This is a genomic window from Stenotrophomonas maltophilia group sp. SKK55 (assembly GCF_057179845.1).
In genome coordinates this window covers 394,036-414,341 of the sequence record NZ_JBXUHP010000018.1, presented here as the reverse complement: position 1 = coordinate 414,341, position 20,306 = coordinate 394,036, and the positions used below count along the sequence as shown (strand labels likewise).

The 20,306-nt window shown below is 66.6% G+C and carries 23 protein-coding genes; 17 read left to right on the top strand and 6 right to left on the bottom strand.

Features of this window, described 5'->3' with window-relative positions; all coding sequences use genetic code 11:
* Window positions 1–366 precede the first annotated feature (366 nt).
* The 3 genes from AC2A1N_RS10925 to parE form a co-directional block, all read right to left on the bottom strand.
* Entirely contained in the window at window positions 367–1,863 is a 1,497-nt protein-coding gene (locus tag AC2A1N_RS10925) for a S10 family peptidase (protein WP_061478451.1), read from the bottom strand.
* 111 nt (window positions 1,864–1,974) lie between these two features.
* Window positions 1,975–2,553 carry a GNAT family N-acetyltransferase gene (locus AC2A1N_RS10920; protein ID WP_061478450.1) on the bottom strand — a complete coding sequence of 193 codons (579 nt, stop codon included), beginning with the start codon at window positions 2,551–2,553 and terminating at the stop codon, window positions 1,975–1,977.
* 153 nt (window positions 2,554–2,706) lie between these two features.
* Entirely contained in the window at window positions 2,707–4,596 is a 1,890-nt protein-coding gene (gene parE / locus AC2A1N_RS10915) for a DNA topoisomerase IV subunit B (protein WP_061478449.1), read from the bottom strand.
* Window positions 4,597–4,766: 170 nt separating this feature from the next.
* On the opposite strand from parE, the gene AC2A1N_RS10910 reads away from it, so the two are divergent.
* From AC2A1N_RS10910 to truD, 10 genes are all read left to right on the top strand, one after another.
* The gene (locus tag AC2A1N_RS10910) at window positions 4,767–5,000 is read left to right on the top strand and encodes a hypothetical protein (RefSeq protein ID WP_019658885.1); all 234 of its coding nucleotides are present in this window, start codon (window positions 4,767–4,769) and stop codon (window positions 4,998–5,000) included.
* 400 nt (window positions 5,001–5,400) lie between these two features.
* Window positions 5,401–7,065 (top strand): CTP synthase, encoded by a 1,665-nt coding sequence (locus AC2A1N_RS10905; RefSeq protein ID WP_484372242.1) that lies wholly within the window; start codon window positions 5,401–5,403, stop codon window positions 7,063–7,065.
* 89 nt (window positions 7,066–7,154) lie between these two features.
* On the top strand, window positions 7,155–7,985 hold the full coding sequence (kdsA, locus tag AC2A1N_RS10900; protein ID WP_049412800.1) for a 3-deoxy-8-phosphooctulonate synthase: 831 nt from the start codon (window positions 7,155–7,157) through the stop codon (window positions 7,983–7,985).
* Window positions 7,982–8,329, top strand: a complete 348-nt coding sequence (locus AC2A1N_RS10895) for a hypothetical protein (RefSeq protein ID WP_484372240.1) — start codon at window positions 7,982–7,984, stop codon at window positions 8,327–8,329. The genes kdsA and AC2A1N_RS10895 overlap by 4 nt, the downstream gene beginning before the upstream one ends.
* Window positions 8,329–8,664 carry a hypothetical protein gene (locus AC2A1N_RS10890; protein WP_484372238.1) on the top strand — a complete coding sequence of 112 codons (336 nt, stop codon included), beginning with the start codon at window positions 8,329–8,331 and terminating at the stop codon, window positions 8,662–8,664. Before AC2A1N_RS10895 ends, AC2A1N_RS10890 begins: the two co-directional genes overlap by 1 nt.
* A 96-nt stretch (window positions 8,665–8,760) precedes the next feature.
* On the top strand, window positions 8,761–10,053 hold the full coding sequence (gene eno, locus AC2A1N_RS10885) for a phosphopyruvate hydratase (protein ID WP_134968047.1): 1,293 nt from the start codon (window positions 8,761–8,763) through the stop codon (window positions 10,051–10,053).
* A 4-nt stretch (window positions 10,054–10,057) separates the two neighbouring features.
* A complete protein-coding gene (ftsB, locus tag AC2A1N_RS10880) occupies window positions 10,058–10,411 on the top strand; it encodes a cell division protein FtsB (RefSeq protein ID WP_005416028.1) in 354 nt (117 codons plus the stop codon).
* On the top strand, window positions 10,408–11,106 hold the full coding sequence (gene ispD, locus AC2A1N_RS10875) for a 2-C-methyl-D-erythritol 4-phosphate cytidylyltransferase (RefSeq protein WP_005416029.1): 699 nt from the start codon (window positions 10,408–10,410) through the stop codon (window positions 11,104–11,106). Before ftsB ends, ispD begins: the two co-directional genes overlap by 4 nt.
* 34 nt (window positions 11,107–11,140) lie before the next feature.
* Window positions 11,141–11,638: a 2-C-methyl-D-erythritol 2,4-cyclodiphosphate synthase gene (gene ispF / locus AC2A1N_RS10870; protein ID WP_061480165.1), complete on the top strand. Its 498-nt coding sequence runs from the start codon at window positions 11,141–11,143 to the stop codon at window positions 11,636–11,638.
* Window positions 11,635–12,666, top strand: coding sequence for a tRNA pseudouridine(13) synthase TruD (truD, locus tag AC2A1N_RS10865; RefSeq protein ID WP_061480164.1), 1,032 nt, complete (start codon window positions 11,635–11,637; stop codon window positions 12,664–12,666). Before ispF ends, truD begins: the two co-directional genes overlap by 4 nt.
* A 70-nt stretch (window positions 12,667–12,736) precedes the next feature.
* On the opposite strand, the gene AC2A1N_RS10860 is transcribed toward truD, so the two are convergent.
* Window positions 12,737–13,276, bottom strand: coding sequence for a Smr/MutS family protein (locus AC2A1N_RS10860; protein WP_072166690.1), 540 nt, complete (start codon window positions 13,274–13,276; stop codon window positions 12,737–12,739).
* A 209-nt stretch (window positions 13,277–13,485) separates the two neighbouring features.
* Here AC2A1N_RS10860 and surE point away from each other — a divergent pair, with 209 nt between their 5' ends.
* The 4 genes from surE to AC2A1N_RS10840 are packed head-to-tail and all read left to right on the top strand — an operon-like array spanning window position 13,486 to window position 16,351.
* Window positions 13,486–14,265 carry a 5'/3'-nucleotidase SurE gene (gene surE / locus AC2A1N_RS10855; RefSeq protein ID WP_061480162.1) on the top strand — a complete coding sequence of 260 codons (780 nt, stop codon included), beginning with the start codon at window positions 13,486–13,488 and terminating at the stop codon, window positions 14,263–14,265.
* Window positions 14,262–14,939 carry a protein-L-isoaspartate(D-aspartate) O-methyltransferase gene (locus tag AC2A1N_RS10850; RefSeq protein WP_061480161.1) on the top strand — a complete coding sequence of 226 codons (678 nt, stop codon included), beginning with the start codon at window positions 14,262–14,264 and terminating at the stop codon, window positions 14,937–14,939. The genes surE and AC2A1N_RS10850 overlap by 4 nt, the downstream gene beginning before the upstream one ends.
* An 18-nt stretch (window positions 14,940–14,957) precedes the next feature.
* Window positions 14,958–15,572, top strand: a complete 615-nt coding sequence (locus tag AC2A1N_RS10845) for a YqaA family protein (RefSeq protein ID WP_005416033.1) — start codon at window positions 14,958–14,960, stop codon at window positions 15,570–15,572.
* On the top strand, window positions 15,569–16,351 hold the full coding sequence (locus AC2A1N_RS10840; RefSeq protein WP_005416034.1) for a peptidoglycan DD-metalloendopeptidase family protein: 783 nt from the start codon (window positions 15,569–15,571) through the stop codon (window positions 16,349–16,351). The genes AC2A1N_RS10845 and AC2A1N_RS10840 overlap by 4 nt, the downstream gene beginning before the upstream one ends.
* 138 nt (window positions 16,352–16,489) lie before the next feature.
* On the opposite strand, the gene AC2A1N_RS10835 is transcribed toward AC2A1N_RS10840, so the two are convergent.
* Both AC2A1N_RS10835 and yhbY read right to left on the bottom strand, forming a co-directional pair.
* Window positions 16,490–16,864 (bottom strand): Mth938-like domain-containing protein, encoded by a 375-nt coding sequence (locus AC2A1N_RS10835; protein ID WP_061480160.1) that lies wholly within the window; start codon window positions 16,862–16,864, stop codon window positions 16,490–16,492.
* 13 nt (window positions 16,865–16,877) lie between these two features.
* Window positions 16,878–17,183: a ribosome assembly RNA-binding protein YhbY gene (yhbY, locus tag AC2A1N_RS10830; protein ID WP_057495897.1), complete on the bottom strand. Its 306-nt coding sequence runs from the start codon at window positions 17,181–17,183 to the stop codon at window positions 16,878–16,880.
* 65 nt (window positions 17,184–17,248) lie between these two features.
* Here yhbY and rlmE point away from each other — a divergent pair, with 65 nt between their 5' ends.
* The 3 genes from rlmE (at window position 17,249) to AC2A1N_RS10815 (ending at window position 20,173) form a co-directional block, all read left to right on the top strand.
* On the top strand, window positions 17,249–17,881 hold the full coding sequence (rlmE, locus tag AC2A1N_RS10825) for a 23S rRNA (uridine(2552)-2'-O)-methyltransferase RlmE (protein ID WP_006431652.1): 633 nt from the start codon (window positions 17,249–17,251) through the stop codon (window positions 17,879–17,881).
* Window positions 17,882–17,950: 69 nt separating this feature from the next.
* The gene (gene ftsH, locus AC2A1N_RS10820) at window positions 17,951–19,885 is read left to right on the top strand and encodes an ATP-dependent zinc metalloprotease FtsH (RefSeq protein ID WP_005416038.1); all 1,935 of its coding nucleotides are present in this window, start codon (window positions 17,951–17,953) and stop codon (window positions 19,883–19,885) included.
* A gap of 102 nt (window positions 19,886–19,987) precedes the next feature.
* Window positions 19,988–20,173, top strand: a complete 186-nt coding sequence (locus tag AC2A1N_RS10815) for a hypothetical protein (RefSeq protein WP_061480158.1) — start codon at window positions 19,988–19,990, stop codon at window positions 20,171–20,173.
* The last annotated feature ends 133 nt before the right edge of the window (window positions 20,174–20,306 follow it).

The window sequence follows — 20,306 nt, the reverse complement described above, 5'->3', positions numbered from 1 at the left end:
GCACACGAAAAAGCCCGCCGACTACCGGCGGGCTTTTTTCATGGGCAGTGAATCCTTCCGGACACATCGTGTCGACCAAGGTCGACACCTTGCCAGAGCAGAAACAGGGATCCGATCCCGTGCCGACCAACGGTCGGCACCCACCAACAGCGCACGGAAACTGTCGAAGGCGGGGTGGGATGGGCAGGCGGGGGCGCAGAGCGCCATGGATGGCGCTCTACGAGGCACGCAGGAGCAGTTTTTGCCGTCCCCCGCCTGCCTATCCCACCCCGCCAACCCACGGAAACCCTGCTTTTGCCGTTGCAGTAGCAGTTGCAGTTGCCGTTGATCCGGCGGGTGCCGGGCCGCAGGCCCGGCCGACCGTCCTCAATTGCGTTGGAACAGCGCCTGCACATCCCTGCGGAACGCCGCCTGGCTGTCCGCCCGGCTGTAGAACATGTGCCCGCCCGGGTAGCTCCGCACCTGCACCCGGTCCGGATTGCTGCCCATCGTCGGCATCTGGTCCACGGTCAGGATCGAACCCATGAACGGGCACGACAGGTCATTCCAGCCATGCACGATCAGCACCTGCAGGTTCGGGTCGATCGCCACGGCCTGGCGCAGCTGGGTCACCGCGCCATCGCGCAGCTCGCCATTGCGGTCCCACAGCCGGTTCACGTCGTAGTTCAGCGCCTGGTACCGCGCATCCACCTTCCAGCCGACCACGCGCGTCACGAAGTCGACCATCGCCGTGGTGGTCGGCGCAATGATGCTGTCCAGCAGCGGATCGTTGGCGCGCTGCTCCGGATCGTTCGGGAATGGATCGAACGCGGTCACGTTGGAATCGTAGCGGCTGCCCAGCGTGCCCTTGTCGCGGAACACTTCACGCAGGTAGGCCTGGGTTTCCAGCCGGCCACCGGCACGGCGCACGAACTGCGGGTCCAGCCCGGTCAGTTCGGTCACCCGGCGCAGCATTGCCTCGGTCGCCTGCGGATCGCTGCGGCCCTTCATCAACGCGGTGGCGTAGTCGCCACGGGTGTACTCCACCACGTCGCGCATCGCTGCATCGGTCAGCTTGCCCTGGCGCTCCAGGTGCGCGGCGGCGATCGACGGCAGGGTCTGCATCCACGCCATCGGCGAGACATCGGCGTTGTCTTCCAGGGTCGGGCTCAGGTACGGCGAGACCAGTACCAGGCCGTTCATCGCAACTCCCAGCCGGGTCTGCAGGTAGTGGGTGATGCGCGGGCCACGGTAGCCGCCGTAGCTCTCGCCGGTCAGGTACTTGCGCGACGCCATGCGCTGGTTGCGCAGCAGCCAGTCGTAGATCGAGCGTGACAGGTATTCGATGTCGGCGCTGGGGTTGTACAGCGCCTTCTTCGCTTCGTCGTCGCCGATGCGCGCGCGGCTGAAGCCGGTGCCGACCGGATCGATGAACACCAGATCGGTGAAGTCCAGCCAGGTGCCGGGGTTGTCGTGCAGCGTGGCCGGCGCCGACGCGCTGTCACCCTCGGAGCCGAAGGTCACCACCTTGGGCCCGATCGCGCCCATGTTGAGGTAGACCGAAGATGCCCCGGGGCCGCCATTGAGCGCGAAGGTCACCGGCCGGTCCTTGCCCGGCATCGTGTAGGCGGTGAACACCACGTCGGCGATCACCTTGCCCTTGGCATCGCGTACCGGCAGGGTGCCGACGGTGGCGGTGTAGTCCAGGGTGCGGCCGGCCAGGCGCATGCTCTGGCGGGCCGAGGCGTCTGCGGGCAACGCAGGTGCCTCGGTCTTGTCGTCTTTCGGATCGGGCTTGGCGTCGGCATCAGGCGCGGCCAGCACGCTGGCTGGGGCGATGAGCAGGCCGACGCAGAGCGCGGCAGTGTGCAACAGGGACTTCATGGCACCGGCTGGGCAGCGGAAGGGGATTCCGATGCTAGGCCGGTGGCGGCCCATGCCGTATGTGTCCAAAGGCATGGCCCAGGCGTTGCGGCCGCGATTGGCCAGCTTGGGTCAAGCGGGCAGGGCGGCTGCCGCTTTGTCATCGGCAAGCAGGCCGTAGACGGCCGAGTCGGCCAGTTCCCCCTGGATGCGCCAGCGCTGGCGCAGCACTCCCTCGCGGCGGAAGCCCAGGCGTTCGAGCACGTGCGCGGAGGGTGCGTTGCGCGGGTCGATCTCGGCTTCCACGCGGTGCAGGTGGAGGGTGCCGAACAGGTAGGCCAGTACCTGCTGCAGGGCCTCGTGCATGTAGCCCTGGCCCTGGCGATCCGGTGCCAGCAGGTAGCCGATCTCGGCGCGGGCTGCAGTGCGGTCCACTGCAAACACCACGCAGATGCCCAGCAGTGGACCTTCCAGTGATTCGCGCACGGCCAGCTTCAGCTGGGTACCGATGGCATGGGCTGCGAGATCATCGTCGATCTGCTCGCGCGCCTCGGCCTGTCGCGTCCAGGCCGGATGATTCCACCAGCGCATCACATCGGGATTGGACTGCAGCGTAAACAGCGCGGCGGCGTCGTCACGGCGGATCGGGCTCAGGACCAGCCGTGCACTGTGCAGCGGCAGGTCGGGGAACAGCAGCGAGTGGCTGGCCAATACGGTGGTCCACGCGGATGGACGCGCATTATGGCGCCGCCGGGTTTGCCGATGGGGGTGGGATCTCTGTAGAGCCGAGCCGATGCTCGGCTGCCCGGCACGGCGCGGAATGCAGCCGAGCGTGGGCTCGGCTCTACAGGAGGGCTGCGGGAGTCAGACTTCCAGCGAAGCCAGGTCGCCCTTCGACTCCAGCCAGCCCTTGCGGTCGGACGCGCGCTTCTTGGCCAGCAGCATGTCCATCAGCGAGCGGGTCTGCTCGCCATCGTCCACGGTCAGCTGTACCAGGCGGCGCGTATCCGGGTGGATGGTCGACTCGCGCAGCTGCGGCGGATTCATCTCGCCCAGGCCCTTGAAGCGGGTCACGTTGATGGCGCCCTTGATCTTCTCGCGTTCGATCTTGTCCAGCATCGAGCGCTTTTCTTCTTCGTCCAGGGCATAGAACACCTGCTTGCCTACGTCGATGCGGAACAGCGGCGGCATCGCCACGAACACGTGGCCGGCATCGACCAGCGCCGGGAAGTGCTTCAGGAACAGCGCGGTCAGCAGCGTTGCGATGTGCAGGCCGTCGGAGTCCGCGTCGGCCAGGATGATCACCTTGCCGTAGCGCAGGCCGCTGATGTCGTCCTTGCCCGGATCGCAGCCGATGGCGATGGCCAGGTTGTGTACTTCCTCCGAGGCCAGCACGCTGTTGGACGAGACTTCCCAGGTGTTCAGGATCTTGCCACGCAGCGGCATGATCGCCTGGAAATCCTTGTCGCGGGCCTGCTTGGCGCTGCCGCCTGCCGAGTCACCTTCCACCAGGAACAGCTCGGTGCGCGACAGGTCCTGGCTGATGCAGTCTGCCAACTTGCCGGGCAGGGCCGGGCCCTGGGTGACCTTCTTGCGGACGACCAGCTTCTCGGTCTTCAGGCGCGCGCTGGCACGCTCGATGGCGATCTGCGCGATCTTCTCGCCCAGCTCCACATTCTGGTTGAGCAGCAGGCTGAAGGCATCATGGGCGGCACCTTCGATGAAGCCGGCCGCCTGGCGCGAGGACAGGCGCTCCTTGGTCTGGCCGCTGAACTGCGGGTCGGTCATCTTCAGCGACAGCACGAACGACACGCGGTCCCACACGTCTTCCGGGGCCAGCTTGACGCCACGCGGCAGCAGGTTGCGGAAGTCGCAGAACTCGCGCAGCGCCTCGGTCAGGCCGGTACGCAGGCCGTTGACGTGGGTGCCGTGCTGGGCGGTGGGGATCAGGTTGACGTAGCTTTCCTGCACCAGCTCGCCTTCCGGCAGCCAGGCCACTGCCCAGTCCACGACCTCGGTGTCCTTCTTCAGGCTGCCGACGAACAGCTCTGCCGGCAGCATCTCGCGATCACCCAGCTCCAGCTTCAGGTAATCGCGCAGGCCGTCTTCGTAGTACCAGGTATCGACTTCACCGGTGGCTTCATCGGTCAGCTTCACAGTCAGGCCCGGGCACAGCACGGCCTTGGCGCGCAGCAGGTGCTTGAGCGCGCGCACCGCGAACTTCGGCGTATCGAAGTACTTCGGGTCCGGCCAGAAGCGCACGCGGGTACCGGTGTTCTTCTTGCCGACGCTGCCGACCACTTCCAGCGGCGTGGCACGGTCACCGTTGCGGAAGGTGATGCGGTGTTCGGCACCGTCGCGCTTGATGTGCACCTCCACCAGGGTCGACAGCGCATTGACCACGCTGACGCCGACGCCGTGCAGGCCGCCGGAGAAGGTGTAGTTGTTGTTGCTGAACTTGCCGCCCGCATGCAGGCGGGTGAGGATCAGCTCGACACCCGGGATCTTCTCTTCCGGGTGGATGTCCACCGGCATGCCGCGGCCGTCATCGCTGACCTCCACGCTGCCGTCCTTGTACAGGGTGATCTCGATCGAACGGGCGTGGCCGGCGAGGGCTTCGTCCACCGAGTTGTCGATCACTTCCTGCGCCAGGTGGTTCGGGCGCGCGGTGTCGGTATACATGCCGGGACGGCGCTTGACCGGGTCAAGGCCGGACAGGACTTCAATATCGGCGGCGTTATAACGGGCGTTCATCTGTCTTCGAAAGCTTGGAGCGACGGGCAAGTGTGGGGTCTGGCACGGGATTTTGCACGCCTGCGGTTCAGTCTCGGCGACGCAGAGGGGGTAAAATGGCAGCCGCTGGAATCTGAACGCCGGCGCTCCGTTGGATCAGAACGTCCAAGCCATACCGCGAGGAGGACTCCATGAAGAAGTTGCTGACCATTGCGATCCTGGCCGCTGCCGCTGTTGCAGTGCCGCTGGTGGTGGCGCAGAACGCCGGCCAGTCGGCCCCGCAACAGGGTGATCAGGCCGACAAGGCCCAGGCCGAGGCCGATGCCAAGGCCAAGCGCCGGGCCCAGGCCAATGCCCAGATGAAGGCGCAGGGCCAGCCGGCCCCGCAGCAGGAAGAGGAAGAGGAAGCGCGCAAGAAGCGCTGATCCTGCGGCCTGCCAGGCGCCCTTGCGACAAGGGTTGCGCTCCGGAACGCCCCGCTCAGCGGGGCGTTTCTTTTTAGGAACGTGGCGTCAGCCTCTTGGGTTGGCGGCCATCAATCTGTAAACTATGGCTTTCCGGGAGTAAGTGCGTGTCCACCCTTCGCGAATGGGCTGGAGCGGCCAAGCGTGGCTTCCAGCAAGGCGGGTCGCAGGTGACGGTCGATTTGACCGGCACGGCCGCCCCGACCTCGCACGATGGTTCCCGTCCGGCCCCCGCTGCCGCACGGATCCGCACCTCCCTCGCTGCCTCAGCGAACCGGAAAACCCCCTCTGAGCACCATGCCCGCCCTCCGGGGGCGCGTGGTGCTGCCGTTTTCCATTTCCAGACAGGATGCTTGCAGCCATGACTCCCTTGATTTTCGTAACCGGCGGCGTGGTGTCCTCGCTCGGCAAAGGCATTGCCGCCGCGTCGCTGGCCGCCATTCTCGAAGCCCGTGGCCTGAAGGTCACGATGATGAAGCTCGACCCGTACATCAACGTCGACCCGGGCACCATGAGCCCGTTCCAGCACGGTGAGGTCTATGTCACCGACGACGGCGCGGAGACCGACCTCGACCTGGGCCACTACGAGCGCTTCGTGCGAACCCGCCTCAGCCGCAAGAACTCGGTCACCACCGGCCGCATCTACGAGAACGTGATCCGCAAGGAGCGCCGCGGCGACTACCTGGGCGCGACCGTGCAGGTCATTCCGCACATCACCGACGAGATCCGTCGCTGCATCGACGAAGCCACCGAAGGCTACGACGTGGCACTGGTCGAGATCGGCGGCACCGTTGGCGACATCGAGTCGCTGCCGTTCCTGGAGGCGATCCGCCAGGTGCGCACCGAACGTGGCCCGGAGAAGGCGCTGTTCATGCACCTCACTCTCGTGCCGTACATCGGCGCCGCCGGTGAGCTGAAGACCAAGCCGACCCAGCACTCGGTGAAGGAGCTGCGTTCGATCGGCATCCAGCCGGATGTGCTGCTGTGCCGCTCCGAGCAGGCGGTGCCGGATTCGGAGCGCCGCAAGATCGCCCAGTTCACCAACGTTTCCGAGCGTGCGGTGATCAGCGTGCCGGACGTGGACGTGCTGTACCGCATCCCGTCCGGCCTGCATGCACAGGGCCTGGACGAAATCGTGGTGAACCAGCTGAAGCTGGCCGACAAGGCCGGTCCGGTCGATCTGTCGATGTGGGAAGACGCGGTCGATGCGACCCTGCACCCGCTGGACGAAGTGACCATCGCCGTGGTCGGCAAGTACGTCGATCACCAGGACGCCTACAAGTCGGTCGGCGAAGCACTGAAGCACGGCGGCCTGCGCCAGCGCACCAAGGTCAACCTGAAGTGGCTGGAAGCACAGGACCTGGAAGGCACCGACATGGCCGCACTGGCCGATGTCGACGGCATCCTGGTGCCGGGTGGCTTCGGTGACCGTGGTTTCGAAGGCAAGGTGCTGACCTCGAAGTTCGCCCGCGAGCAGCAGGTGCCGTACTTCGGCATCTGCTACGGCATGCAGGCGGCGGTGGTCGATTACGCGCGCAACGTGGTCGGGCTGGAAGGTGCCAACAGCAGCGAGAACGATCGCCAGTCGCCGAACCCGGTGATCGGCCTGATCACCGAATGGCGCACCGCCAGCGGCGATGTCGAGAAGCGTGACGACAAGAGCGACCTCGGCGGCACGATGCGCCTGGGCCTGCAGGAGCAGCGCCTGAAGCCGGGCACGCTGGCCCGCGAGCTGTACGGCAAGGACGTGGTCGCCGAGCGCCACCGCCACCGCTACGAGTTCAACAACCGCTACCGCACCCAGCTGGAAGATGCGGGCCTGGTGATCGCCGGCAAGTCGATGGACGACACCCTGGTGGAAGTGGTCGAGCTGCCGCGCGACGCCCACCCGTGGTTCCTGGCCTGCCAGGCGCACCCGGAATTCCTGTCCACGCCGCGTGACGGCCATCCGCTGTTCATCGGTTTCATCCGTGCCGCGCGCGAGCGCAAGGCCGGCGGCAAGCTGCTTTCCGAAGCGCGCGCCTGACTTGTGAATGGGGGCTTCGGCCCCCATCCTGCATGCTTCAACCCCCAGCGCACCGGCCTGTCCGGTGCTGCGGACAACAAGGAAACGCCATGAAACTGTGTGGATTCGAGGTCGGGCTGGACCAGCCCCTGTTCCTGATCGCCGGCCCCTGCGTGATCGAGTCGATGCAGCTGCAGCTCGATACCGCCGGCAAGCTGAAGGAGATTACCGACAAGCTCGGCGTCAACTTCATCTTCAAGTCCAGCTTCGACAAGGCCAACCGCACTTCGGGTACCGCCTTCCGCGGCCCGGGCATGGAAGAGGGCCTGAAGGTCCTGGCCGAGGTCAGGAAGCAGATCGGCGTGCCGGTGCTGACCGACGTCCACGAGTACACCCCGATGGACGAAGTGGCCTCGGTGGTGGATGTGCTGCAGACCCCGGCGTTCCTGGTCCGCCAGACCGACTTCATCCGCAAGGTGTGCTCGGCCGGCAAGCCGGTCAACATCAAGAAGGGCCAGTTCCTGGCGCCGTGGGACATGAAGCCGGTCGTGGAGAAGGCCAAGGCCACCGGCAACGAGCAGATCATGGTCTGCGAGCGCGGTGCCAGCTTCGGCTACAACAACCTGGTCAGCGACATGCGTTCGCTGGCGGTGATGCGCGAGACCGGTTGCCCGGTGGTGTTCGACGCCACCCATTCGGTGCAGCTGCCGGGCGGGCAGGGCACCAGTTCCGGTGGCCAGCGTGAGCACGTGCCGGTGCTGGCCCGTGCCGCCGTGGCGGTGGGTATCTCCGGCCTGTTCGCCGAGACTCATCCGGACCCGTCCAAGGCGCTGTCCGATGGTCCCAACGCGTGGCCGCTGGACCAGATGGAGGCCCTGCTCGAGACGCTGATGGAACTCGACGCGGTGACCAAGAAGCACGGTTTCTCGCGCTTCGCGTGAGTCGTGACCCGTGGCTGGCGCTGGAAACCCAGCGTCACCGCCGGCACTGGAGACAGTGGCCGTGGGGCCTGATCGCGCTGGGGCTGTCCGTGGTGTTCACCGTGGGCATGTTCTGCCTGGTGCTGATCGGTGCTGCATCGGTGCGGCCACCGGGTGATGGCAGCAGCGCGCCCGATCTTCGGGCGTACTTCATTGCGCTGCTGGTGGCAGAGCTGGTCGGCGCCGTGGGGTGCGTCGCTGCCGCCGTACTGGCCTGGCGCCTGGACCGTGGCAAGGTGGCCGCCGGGTTGGCGATCGTCCTGCTGTCGCTGTGGCTTGGTGCCCTGTTCTACGGGCTGTTCTGATGAATGCGACCCTGGCAACCCGTGATCGGCCCTGGGGCCTGATCGCGCTGGCGCTGGCTGTTCTTGCCTGGGCCGGCCTGATGGCAGCTGTATTCGCCTTCGCCGCCAGTTTCGGTTCGCCCGGGGATGGCAGCCATGGCATGCAGGCCATGCAGTACTGGATCCTGGCTGCACTGACCATGCTCGTGCTGTCCTTTGTTGGCAGCCTGGTGGCGATGGTGATGGCCTGGCGTTGCCGCCGCGGCGGCGTATTGGCCTTGGCCGCCATTGCCGGTGGCCTGCTGGTGGTACTGGTGTCGTTGATCCTGATGGTGATCGGGGCCACTCTGGCCTGACGGCGCCTGCGCCATTTGGCAAGTGGCGGGCAGCCGGGGATAATCACGCGGCATTCGTTTTGTCGCCCCCTCTCCAGACAGGTAACCGGCCCGACCATGAGTACGATCCGCAGCATCCACGCCCGTGAAATCCTCGACAGCCGTGGCAATCCCACGCTGGAAGCCGAAGTCATCCTGGAGGACGGTTCGTTCGGTCGCGCCGCGGTTCCCTCCGGCGCCTCGACCGGTACCAAGGAAGCGGTCGAGCTGCGTGACGGCGACAAGACCCGTTACCTGGGCAAGGGCGTGCGCAAGGCCGTGGACAACGTCAACACCACGATTGCCGCCGCGCTGAAGGGCTTCGAAGCCACCGACCAGGCCGGCCTCGACCGTCGCCTGATCGATCTGGACGGCACCGAGAACAAGGGGCGGCTGGGTGCCAACGCGCTGCTGGGTGTTTCGATGGCCGCCGCGCACGCCGCCGCCGCATCCAGCAAGCAGGCGCTGTGGCAGTACCTGGCTGCCCGGACCGGCGTGGCGCCGTCGCTGCCGGTGCCGATGATGAACATCATCAACGGCGGCGCGCATGCCGACAACAACGTCGACTTCCAGGAGTTCATGGTGCTGCCGGTGGGCTTCACCTCGTTCTCCGAAGCATTGCGCGCTGGTACCGAAATCTTCCATTCGCTGAAGTCGGTGCTGAAGGGCCACGGCCTGAGCACGGCGGTGGGCGACGAAGGCGGATTCGCGCCGGACTTCCGCAGCAACGTCGAAGCGCTGGACACCATCCTCGAAGCGATCGGCAAGGCTGGCTACACCGCCGGTGAAGACGTGCTGCTGGGCCTGGACGTGGCCTCCAGTGAGTTCTTCGAGAACGGCAAGTACAACCTGGTCGGCGAGAACAAGCGCCTGACCTCCGAACAGTTCGTCGACTTCCTCGCCGACTGGGCCGCGCAGTACCCGATCATCACGATCGAAGACGGCCTGGCCGAGAACGACTGGGCGGGCTGGAAGCTGCTGACCGACCGCATCGGCAAGAAGGTGCAGCTGGTCGGTGACGACCTGTTCGTGACCAACCCGAAGATCTTCCAGGAAGGCATCGACTCGGGCACCGCCAACGCGATCCTGATCAAGGTCAACCAGATCGGCACCCTCAGCGAAACCCTGGAAGCGATCGCCATGGCCGACCGCGCCGGCTATGCCGCCGTGGTCTCGCACCGCTCGGGCGAAACCGAAGACACCACCATCGCCGATATCGCGGTGGCCACTACCGCCACCCAGATCAAGACCGGCTCGCTGTGCCGCAGCGATCGCGTGGCCAAGTACAACCAGCTGCTGCGCATCGAGGAAGCCCTCGGCGCCGGCGCGCGTTACGCCGGTCGTGACGCGTTCGTTTCGCTGAAGCGCTGAGCCGATGCGCGACTGGCGCTGGATGCTGCTGGTGCTGGCCCTGTTGCTGGGCTGGCTGCAGTACCGCTTCTGGTTCGGTCCGGGCAATTCGGGTGAAGTGATGATGCTCGAAGCCCAGGTCGCCAACCAGGAGCGGGACAATGAGGGCCTGCAGCAGCGCAACGACGCGCTGGCCGCCGAAGTGAAGGACCTCAAGGAAGGCCAGTCCGCCATCGAGGAACGCGCGCGCAGCGAGCTGGGCATGATCAAGCCCGGCGAGAAGTTCTACCGCGTGGTCGAGGATGCGCCGGTCCGTCCGGCGCAGCCCGCTGCAGGCGTCACTGTCCAGGCCGGCGATCACCCGGCGGACGTTCCATGAGCGCGGCGATCTGGGTGGTGGTTCCGGCTGCCGGCCGTGGCGCCCGCTTTGGTGCGCCGCTGCCCAAGCAGTACCTGCAGGCGGGCGGGCAGATCCTGCTCGCCCATACCCTGGACGCGCTGCTGGCGCATCCGGCCGTGGCCGGCGCAATGGTGGTGATCGGCCAGGACGATGGCGACTGGCCGGGCTGGAGCGAATGGGCCGGCAAACCGGTACTGACCTGCATCGGTGGCGCGACCCGTGCCGCCTCGGTGCTGGCCGGGCTGCAGGCACTGCCGGACTCGGTGCGCGCCGACGAATTCGTGCTGGTCCACGACGCCGCGCGACCCAACCTGTCGCTGGCCGATCTTGGCCGCCTGCTTGAAGTCGGGCGTGCCGATCCGGTCGGGGCGATCCTGGCCGCACCGGTGCGCGACACCCTCAAACGTGCGGGCGACGACGGTGGCATCGATGGCACCGAACCGCGCGAGCGGCTGTGGCGTGCGCTGACACCACAGCTGTTCCGCCGCCACCAGCTCAGCCGCGCGCTGTCTGACGCCGCCGCTGCCGGTGTTGAAGTCACCGACGAGGCCATGGCCATGGAGCGCCAGGGCCAGCGCCCGCTGCTGGTGGAAGGCAGCGAGGACAACTTCAAGGTCACCACCCCGGCCGATCTGGACCGGTTCGAATTCGTACTTTCCCGCCGCGCCGGCTGACTGCCTGCGCGGCCCTGCTGCAAGGGCTGCATCCATGAGCACCGCACCGTTCCCGCCCGTCCGTATCGGCCAGGGCTACGACGTCCATGCCTTCGGTGAAGGCGATCACATCATGCTCGGCGGGGTGAACGTGCCGCACAGCTGCGGCGTGCTGGCGCACAGCGACGGCGACGTGATCCTGCACGCCTTGTGCGATGCGATGCTCGGTGCGCTGGCGCTGGGCGATATCGGCCAGCATTTCCCGCCGAGCGATGATCGCTGGAAGGGCGCCGACAGCAGCGATTTCGTGCGCCATTGCGACAGCCTGCTGCGCGAGCGTGGCTGGCGCGTTGGCAACACCGACATCACCGTGATCTGCGAGCGGCCGAAGGTTGGCCCGCATGCGCTGGCCATGCGTGAGCGCATTGGTGGGTTGCTGCAGCTGCCGCTGGACGCGGTCAGCGTCAAGGCCACCACCTCGGAGAAGCTGGGCTTCACCGGCCGCAGTGAAGGCATCGCCGCGCAGGCGGTCGTGTTGCTGGTGGCGGCATGATCCCGCTGCCGTTGGCGTTTGGTGCGCCGCTGTTGACGGCACGCATCCGCACCACGCCGGACGATTTCCAGGTGGATGAACTGCCGGCCTTCGAGGCCACCGGTGAAGGCGAGCACCTGCTGCTGCACATCCGCAAGCGCGGCGCCAACACCGTGCATGTGGCCAAGCTGCTGGCCAAGTGGGCGGGCCTGCCGGAAATGGCGGTGAGCTACGCCGGCATGAAGGATCGGCATGCGGTCACCACCCAGCGTTTCAGCGTGCACCTGCCCAAGCGCATCGCACCGGACCTGGCCGAGCTGGCCAGCGACGAGATCGAGGTGCTCGACGCGACCTGGCACAACCGCAAGCTGCAGCGCGGCGCACTGGCCGGCAACCGCTTCAGGCTGGTGCTGCGCGAGGTGCAGGGCGATGCTGCGGCGATCAGCGAGCGCCTGCAGCAGATCGCCGGGCGCGGCCTGCCGAACTGGTTTGGCGAGCAGCGCTTCGGCCGCGACGGCGGCAACGTGCCTGCGGCATTGGCGATGTTCGGTGGCCGCCGCATGCGCAAGGACCAGCGTTCGCTGCTGCTGTCAGCCGCGCGCTCGGCGCTGTTCAATCGTGTGCTCGCCGCGCGCGTGGAGCAGGGCAACTGGGATCAACCGCTGGACGGTGAAGTGTGGATGCTCGATGGCAGCCGCAGCGTGTTCGGCCCCGAACCCTACACCGACGTGCTGGCCGAGCGCCTGGCGCGTTTCGACATCCATCCCAGCGCGCCGCTGTGGGGCGAAGGCGAGCTGCGCAGCGCCGACGCTGCACGTGAGCTGGAGCTGGCCGCGCTGGACGACGAGGAATCGAAGGCGCTGCGCGCTGGCCTGGAAGACGCACGGCTGAAGCAGGAGCGCCGCGCGCTGCGCCTGCGCCCGGCATTGCTGCAGCATCAATGGCTGGCCAGTGATGTACTGGAACTCTCGTTCGCGTTGCCGCCGGGCTGCTACGCCACCGCCGTGCTGCACGAACTAGGCCCCGTCGAAGACGCCGCGCAGGCCTGACAGAAAAAGGGGACGGAGGGAGTCAACTCGTTTGTGGCACAAACGACTTGATTCCCTCCGTCCCTGTTTCTCAACGCCGTGCCAGCAGCACCAGCACCGCGCCGGTGCCGCCTTGCCCGGCCGGCGCCGAATGAAACGCCAGCACGTCGTTGCGCAGCCGCAGCAGACGATCGACCAGGTTCTTCAGCACCGGTGCACCGCCATCGGACTGCAGGCCCTTGCCGTGGATGATGCGCACGCAGCCATACTCGTGTGCATGCGCTTCCAGCAGGAACTGGCGCAGCAGGGTTTCCGCCTGCGCGGCGGTGGCGCCGTGCAGGTCCAGCTCATCCTGCACCGAATACTGGCCGCGCTTGAGACGCTGGAACAGGCGCGGTGGCAGGTTGTCGCGGCGGTAGCTGGCCACGTCGCCCGCTTCCAGCGGCGTACTGTCGCGCAGCAGCCGGGCGAACTCGCCCGCGGCTTCGGCGTCGTCGCGTTCGGCCATGCGTGCGCGCGGCTTCGGCCGGGGCGCAGCAGGTGCCGGTTCGGCATCCTTGCGCAGCGGCGTCACTTCACCGATGGCCGCACGGAACAGCGCGGCCGGATCTTCGTCTTCAGGGTGCGACATGCGCACAGGGTAAACCGCCGGCGCGGGTCTGCCTATGACGGTTCGATGTCGGCCGTGACCGCCGGCAGGGTAGGACCGGCGGCTCGCATGCGGCACAATAGACGATGCCCTTGCAGGGTCGACGGCTTCCGCAGGGGAGTACGACGGTCCCGCCCACACTGCACGGTGACGGAATCGAATTCTTGGAAAATCAAGCGGTTAAATCGAAGATGCGAATCCTGGTCAGTAATGACGATGGTGTCGACGCCGCAGGCATCCGGATGCTTGCTTCGGTGCTGCGCGAGGCTGGACACGAAGTCACGGTGGTCGCGCCTGATCGCGATCGCTCCGGTGCCAGCAACTCGCTGACCCTGGACCTTCCGATCCGGCTCAAGCGCATCGACCATTACACCGTCTCGGTGGCGGGCACGCCGACCGACTGCGTGCATCTGGCGCTGACCGGCCTGCTTGAATTCGAGCCGGACATCGTCGTGTCAGGCATCAACAACGCCGCCAACCTCGGCGACGACGTGATCTATTCCGGCACCGTCTCGGCGGCGATGGAAGGCCGCTTCCTCGGCCTGCCGGCGGTGGCGGTCTCGCTGGTCACCCGCAACCACGATCCGAAGCACTTCGACACCGCCGCGCGTGCCGCAGTGGAGATCGTGGCCCGGCTCAAGGCCGATCCGCTGCCGGCCGACACCATCCTCAACGTCAACGTGCCGGATCTGCCGTGGAGCGAGGTCCAGGGCTTCGAGGTCACCCGCCTTGGCAACCGCCATCGTGCCGAAGGCTGCATCGCGCAGAAGGATCCGCGCGGCAACGACGTGTACTGGATCGGCCCTGCCGGGCGCGAGCAGGACTCCGGCCCGGGTACCGACTTCCACGCGGTGCGTACTGGCCACATCTCGATCACCCCGATCCAGGTGGACCTGACCCGCTACCAGGCGCTGGAGAAAGTGGCCAGCTGGGTGGGTGGCCTCAGCGCCGCGCTGGACCGGCCGGCATGAGTCCACGCCTGCGACTGCAGCCGGAAGCTGTCGGCATCGGCATGACCTCGCAGCGCGTGCGTGACCGTCTGGTCGATCGCCTGCGCGAAGCTGGCATCGTCGACGAGTCCACCTTGAACGCAATCCGGGTAGTGCCGCGCCACCTGTTCATCGATGAAGCACTGGCCTCGCGTGCCTATGAGGACACCGCGCTGCCGATCGGCCATGGCCAGACCATCTCGCAGCCCTGGGTGGTCGCCCGGATGACCGAGGCGGTGCTCCAGGTCGCGCCGAAGCGCGTGCTGGAAGTCGGCACCGGCTCGGGCTACCAGGCCGCCATCCTGGGCGCGCTGGGCCTGGAGGTCTACACCGTGGAGCGAATCGGTGACCTGTTGCGGCAGGCACGCAAGCGCTTCCGCGCACTGGGCATGAACATCCGCACCAAGCATGACGACGGTCGCGCCGGATGGGCCGAGCACGGTCCGTTCGATGCCATCGTGGTCACCGCCGCGGCGCCTGCACTGGTCGATGAACTGGTCGGGCAGCTGGCTGAAGGGGGGCGCCTGGTGGCGCCGGTGGGTGGCCCGGGCGGACAGTCGCTGGTGCAGCTGGACCGCAAGCCCGATGGCAGCATCGAACAACACGTGCTGGCGCCGGTCACGTTCGTGCCGCTGCTGTCTGGCATGCTCGACTAATCCACGGAGCAGGGTTGCATGAAGATTTTCGGGCCGCTGTACGAGCGGGCGATGAAGTGGGCGGCGCACGAACGCGCGCCGACCTATCTGACGGTATTGAGTTTCTTTGAAGCGATCATCTTCCCGGTGATGCCGGAAGTGATGCTGGCACCGATGTGCGTGGCCCAGCCCAAGCGTGGCTGGTGGTTCGCCACCCTCAGCCTGGCGGGCTCGATGGTCGGCGCGCTGGTTGGTTATGCGCTGGGTCATTACGCTTTCGAGGCGATCAAGCCAGTGTTCGAGGCGCTGGGCATGCTTCCAGCGATCGAGCAGGGCATCACCACCGTGCAGGCGAAGATGGCCGAATCACCGTGGGCGGTGTTCACCTTCCTGGTGCTGGGCGGCTTCATGCCGATCCCGATGAAGGTCTTCACGTGGGCATCGGGTATCGTCGGCGTACCGATGCCGCAGTACCTGTTGAGCATGTTGATCGGTCGTGGCAAGCGCGTGTTCGTGCTGGCCGCGGTCATCCGTATCGGTGGTGCGCGTGCCGAAGCGGCGCTGCGTCGCTGGATTGAACCGCTGGGCTGGATCGCCACCGTGCTGGTGGTGGTGCTGATCGCCTGGCTTGTATGGAGGTCGAAGTTCGCATGAATCCTGATCGTCTGAGCAAGGGAGTGCGCATCGGCGCGCTGGCGTTGCTGGTTTCCACACTGGCCGCCTGCGGTACCGCCACCGTGGTCCGCCCGGGCGGCGGCAACGCTGGTGGCGTGACCACGCCGAAGACCTCGGTACCCAAGCCTGGGCAGACCGTGGTGGTGCGCAAGGGCGACACCATCTATGCGCTGGCCCGCATCCATGACATCACCCCGGCCGACCTGATTGCCTGGAATCGTCTGGACAACCCGTCGACCATCTACCCCGGCCAGGTGATCCGCCTGTATCCGCAGGGGGCCACCAGCGGCCGTGCGCCGACCACGGTGGTCACCCCGCCGCGTTCGGCTGGCAGCAGTGGCGGCAGCACCGCGCCGGCCCCGGCGCCGGTCGGGCCGGTGAAGAGCAACATCGCCTGGCGCTGGCCAGCCGATGGCGCGATCGTCGGCCGCTACGTGGCCGGTGACGCGACCAAGCAGGGCGTGGACATCGCCGGCACCAGCGGCCAGCCGGTCAAGGCAACCGCCAACGGTGTGGTGGTGTACTCCGGTGCCGGCCTGGTCGGCTACGGCGAACTGATCATCATCAAGCACAGCGACCAGTGGCTGTCCGCCTATGGTCACAACCGCAAGCGCCTGGTGAATGAAGGGCAGAGCGTGAAGGCTGGCGAGCAGATCGCCGAAATGGGCCGCACCGGTGCGAACCGCGACATGGTCCACTTCGAGATTCGCTACAACGGCAAGCCGGTCGATCCGCAGCAGTACCTGCCGGCACGCTGATCACCGTGTGATCGGGTAGCGCCGGGTCACGCCCGGCGGCTTTCCGCGCCGCGTCGCGGCGCCGCCCGAGCATGGGCTCGGGCGCTACAGAGTACGTGTGATCCAGGGTACCGCCGGGCCATGCCCGGCGACGCCACGTCAGCCTTCGAGAATGAAGGCGGCGGCGACCTTGCGGCCTTCGCCGGCCAGGATGTTGAAGGTGCGTGCGGCAGCCGGATTGTTCATCACTTCCAGGCCGATGCCGCGGGACAGGCAGGCGGCCATTACCACCGCCGGCGGGAACACCTGGCGGTCACCGGTACCCAGCACGATCAGCGCCGGGTTCAGCGCCAGGATCGGCTCGAGGTCCGCCAGCTGCAACGCAGCGGCACTCGCCACCGGCCAATGCGCGACCAGCTGGTCCGGGGTCAGGAAGAAGCTGCCGTCCAGCACCTGGTCATTGACCTTGGCCGAGCGGCCATCGGCGGCGCGCAGGCTGTAGGCGTAGTCGGGCGGTTCGTGGTTCAGCTGCATGACGGTAGGGCGATCAGCCGCGCGGCAGCACGATCTGGCGCTGTTCCCTGCTCGGGCGGTACAGCACGGCGACGTGGCCGATGCGCTGCACCAGCGCGCTCCCGGTGGCTTCGACGATCTCGCCGATCATCACGTCACGGGCGTCGCGATCCTCGGCGGCGACCTTCACCTTGACCAGTTCGTGGCGCTCCAGCACTTCGTTCAGCTCAGCGATGAAGGCCGGGGTCACGCCCTTGCCGCCGGTCTGCAGCAGGGCCTTCAGGTCGTGGGCTTGGCCGCGCAGGAAACGGGTCTGGGAGGCGGTCAGGGCGATGGACATGCAGGAAAACACGGTTGAATGGGGCGATCAGGGTATCATGAGGACCCCATCAGCCCCTATTTTCAATGGCTACCCGCAGCAAAAGCAGCCAGCGCTGGCTCAAGGAACACTTCTCCGACCCCTTCGTGAAGAAGGCGCAGGCCGAAGGCATGCGCTCGCGCGCCGCCTACAAGCTCGAAGAGCTGCTTGAACGTGACCGGCTGCTGAAGCCGCACATGGTGGTGGTCGACCTCGGCGCGGCACCGGGCGGCTGGTCTCAGCAGGTTCGGAGACAGATTGGCGACACCGGCCGCGTGCTGGCCCTGGACATCCTGGACATGCCGCCGCTGGCCGGCGTGGAGTTCCTTCATGGTGACTTCAGGGAAGAAGCCGTCCTATCGCAGTTTGAAGCCATGCTCGGGGATCAGCCGGTAGACCTTGTGCTGTCGGACATGGCCCCCAATAAGAGTGGTGTAGGCGCGGTCGACCAGCCGCGGATGATGCACCTGGCGGAGCTGGCCCTGGATTTTGCCGACAACCACCTGAAGACCGGTGGGGCATTCCTGATCAAGCTGTTCCAGGGCGAGGGCTTTGACGACTACGTGCGCGAGATGCGCCGCCGGTACGACAAGGTCTCCATCCGCAAGCCGGAAGCCTCGCGCAAGCGCTCTCCCGAGGTGTACGCCTTGGGTCAGGGAAAACGCGCCCACATGAAGTAAGCTCGCAATGTACGCAAGTTCGACCCCCACGCAACGCCAGCACTGAGAGGAACACCGGAGCCAATGAGGATGAACGACTTGACCAAGAACCTCCTGCTATGGGTGGTCGTCGCCGTCGTGCTGATGGTGGTCTTCCAGAGCTTCTCGCCGAAGTCCTCCGGAGCCGGCGCGCAGGGTGCGTCGTACTCGCAGTTCCTGGACCAGGTGGACAGCGGCAACGTGCAGAAGGTCGCCTTCGGCGGCGACATGCGCGGCGGTACCAGCCAGCTGACCTACACTACCCGCGGCGGGCAGACATCCACCATCACCGCACCGTTCGATCGCGACCTGATCAACGTGCTGCGCACCAAGAACGTGGAGATCGTGCAGGAGGAGCCGTCCAGCGGCATCTCCCTCGGCGCGATCCTGATGAATTTCCTGCCGGTCATCCTGATCATCGGCTTCTGGTTGTTCATCATGCGCCAGATGCAGGGCGGGGGCGGCGGTGCCAAGGGTGCGATGTCCTTCGGCAAGTCGCGCGCCAAGCTGCAGGGCGAAGACCAGATCAAGGTCACCTTCGCCGACGTCGCCGGCTGCGACGAGGCCAAGGAAGAAGTGGGTGAACTGGTCGACTTCCTGCGCGACCCGTCCAAGTTCACCAAGCTGGGCGGCAAGATTCCGCGCGGCGTGCTGATGGTGGGCCCGCCGGGTACCGGCAAGACGCTGCTGGCCAAGGCCATTGCCGGCGAAGCCAAGGTGCCGTTCTTCTCGATCTCCGGTTCGGACTTCGTGGAAATGTTCGTGGGCGTCGGCGCCAGCCGCGTGCGTGACATGTTCGAGCAGGCCAAGAAGCATGCCCCGTGCATCATCTTCATCGACGAAATCGACGCCGTCGGTCGCCACCGTGGCGCCGGCCTGGGCGGCGGTCATGACGAGCGCGAGCAGACCCTGAACCAGCTGCTCGTCGAAATGGATGGTTTCGAGGGTGGCGAAGGCGTGATCGTGATCGCCGCGACCAACCGCCCGGACGTGCTGGACCCGGCGCTGCTGCGTCCGGGCCGTTTCGACCGCCAGGTCGTGGTTGGCCTGCCGGACGTGAAGGGCCGTGAGCACATCCTGAAGGTCCACATGCGCAAGCTGCCGCTCGCCGACGATGTCGAGCCGATGGTGATCGCGCGGGGTACCCCGGGCTTCTCCGGTGCTGATCTGGCCAACCTGTGCAACGAGGCGGCCCTGTTCGCCGCGCGTGGCAACGAGAAGGAAGTCCGCATGGACCACTTCGACCGTGCCCGTGACAAGATCCTGATGGGTGCCGAGCGCCGCTCGATGGCCATGAGCGAAGAAGAGAAGACCCTGACCGCCTACCACGAAGCCGGCCACGCCATCGTCGGCCGCCTGGTGCCCGAGCACGACCCGGTCTACAAGGTCACGATCATCCCGCGCGGCCGTGCGCTGGGCGTGACCATGTACCTGCCGGAAGGCGACAAGTATTCGATGAACCGCGTGGCGATCAAGTCGCAGCTGTGCTCGCTGTACGGTGGTCGTGTGGCCGAGGAGCTGATCTTCGGTGCCGACAAGGTCACCACGGGCGCTTCCAACGACATCGAACGCGCCACCAAGATGGCCCGCAACATGGTCACCAAGTGGGGCCTGTCCGACCAGCTCGGCCCGATCGCCTATGGCGAAGAGGATGACGAGGTGTTCCTGGGCCGATCGGTCACCCAGCACAAGAGCGTGTCCAACGACACCGCGCGCCGCATCGATGAGGAAGTGCGCAAGATCCTCGACGAAGCCTACGCGCGCACCACCGAGCTGATGACGGCCAACCTGGACAAGCTGCACGCGATGTCCCAGCTGCTGCTGCAGTACGAGACGATCGACGCGCCGCAGATCGACGCCATCATGGAAGGCCGCGATCCGCCGCCGCCGGCCGGCTGGAGCAAGTCGAACAAGGATGGTGGCAACGACAAGGGCGGCGACGCCCGTCCGCTGCCGCCGATCGCGGGCCCGGCCGAATCGCACTGACGGTCCGCTACGCGTGACACCAGACGAGGCCGGGGCAACCCGGCTTCGTCGTTTCCGGGCTACTGGCCCATTCCGAAGAACCGAACTGACGCTGGAGCCCGCATGTCCGCCCCGAAGCCCGAACCGATTTCCCACACCGCCGAAATGGTCATCGCCACCGTGGTCGGCGTGGGTGTGGGCCTCGGAGCCGACAATCTGCTGCTGGGCTGCGTGGTGGGTATCGCGGTCGGCATCGTGCTGAGCATCGCCAGGACCCTGTACGTGGACCGCAGGCGCCGCCGCCGTTGAAGGGTGTCGGCAGGGCTGCGCCCTGCACCCGTGGTAGTGCCGGCCGCTGGCCGGCAACCTCAATAGCAAAAGCAAAAGCAAAAGCAAAAGCGGGCTTTCCGCGGGATGGCGGGGCGGTGTCGGAGTGCGGGGA

Bases quoted from the DNA above. Each gene is read 5' to 3' on its own strand.
- surE (WP_061480162.1), top strand. From the start codon at position 13,486: ATGCGAATCCTGGTCAGTAATGACGATGGTGTCGACGCCGCAGGCATC.
- AC2A1N_RS10890 (WP_484372238.1), top strand. From the start codon at position 8,329: ATGAATGCGACCCTGGCAACCCGTGATCGGCCCTGGGGCCTGATCGCG.
- truD (WP_061480164.1), top strand. From the start codon at position 11,635: ATGATCCCGCTGCCGTTGGCGTTTGGTGCGCCGCTGTTGACGGCACGC.
- AC2A1N_RS10840 (WP_005416034.1), top strand. From the start codon at position 15,569: ATGAATCCTGATCGTCTGAGCAAGGGAGTGCGCATCGGCGCGCTGGCG.
- AC2A1N_RS10845 (WP_005416033.1), top strand. From the start codon at position 14,958: ATGAAGATTTTCGGGCCGCTGTACGAGCGGGCGATGAAGTGGGCGGCG.
- AC2A1N_RS10835 (WP_061480160.1), bottom strand. From the start codon at position 16,864: ATGCAGCTGAACCACGAACCGCCCGACTACGCCTACAGCCTGCGCGCC.
- ftsB (WP_005416028.1), top strand. From the start codon at position 10,058: ATGCGCGACTGGCGCTGGATGCTGCTGGTGCTGGCCCTGTTGCTGGGC.
- yhbY (WP_057495897.1), bottom strand. From the start codon at position 17,183: ATGTCCATCGCCCTGACCGCCTCCCAGACCCGTTTCCTGCGCGGCCAA.
- AC2A1N_RS10910 (WP_019658885.1), top strand. From the start codon at position 4,767: ATGAAGAAGTTGCTGACCATTGCGATCCTGGCCGCTGCCGCTGTTGCA.
- ftsH (WP_005416038.1), top strand. From the start codon at position 17,951: ATGAACGACTTGACCAAGAACCTCCTGCTATGGGTGGTCGTCGCCGTC.
- rlmE (WP_006431652.1), top strand. From the start codon at position 17,249: ATGGCTACCCGCAGCAAAAGCAGCCAGCGCTGGCTCAAGGAACACTTC.
- ispD (WP_005416029.1), top strand. From the start codon at position 10,408: ATGAGCGCGGCGATCTGGGTGGTGGTTCCGGCTGCCGGCCGTGGCGCC.
- kdsA (WP_049412800.1), top strand. From the start codon at position 7,155: ATGAAACTGTGTGGATTCGAGGTCGGGCTGGACCAGCCCCTGTTCCTG.
- AC2A1N_RS10905 (WP_484372242.1), top strand. From the start codon at position 5,401: ATGACTCCCTTGATTTTCGTAACCGGCGGCGTGGTGTCCTCGCTCGGC.
- eno (WP_134968047.1), top strand. From the start codon at position 8,761: ATGAGTACGATCCGCAGCATCCACGCCCGTGAAATCCTCGACAGCCGT.
- ispF (WP_061480165.1), top strand. From the start codon at position 11,141: ATGAGCACCGCACCGTTCCCGCCCGTCCGTATCGGCCAGGGCTACGAC.
- AC2A1N_RS10925 (WP_061478451.1), bottom strand. From the start codon at position 1,863: ATGAAGTCCCTGTTGCACACTGCCGCGCTCTGCGTCGGCCTGCTCATC.
- parE (WP_061478449.1), bottom strand. From the start codon at position 4,596: ATGAACGCCCGTTATAACGCCGCCGATATTGAAGTCCTGTCCGGCCTT.
- AC2A1N_RS10860 (WP_072166690.1), bottom strand. From the start codon at position 13,276: ATGTCGCACCCTGAAGACGAAGATCCGGCCGCGCTGTTCCGTGCGGCC.
- AC2A1N_RS10850 (WP_061480161.1), top strand. From the start codon at position 14,262: ATGAGTCCACGCCTGCGACTGCAGCCGGAAGCTGTCGGCATCGGCATG.
- AC2A1N_RS10815 (WP_061480158.1), top strand. From the start codon at position 19,988: ATGTCCGCCCCGAAGCCCGAACCGATTTCCCACACCGCCGAAATGGTC.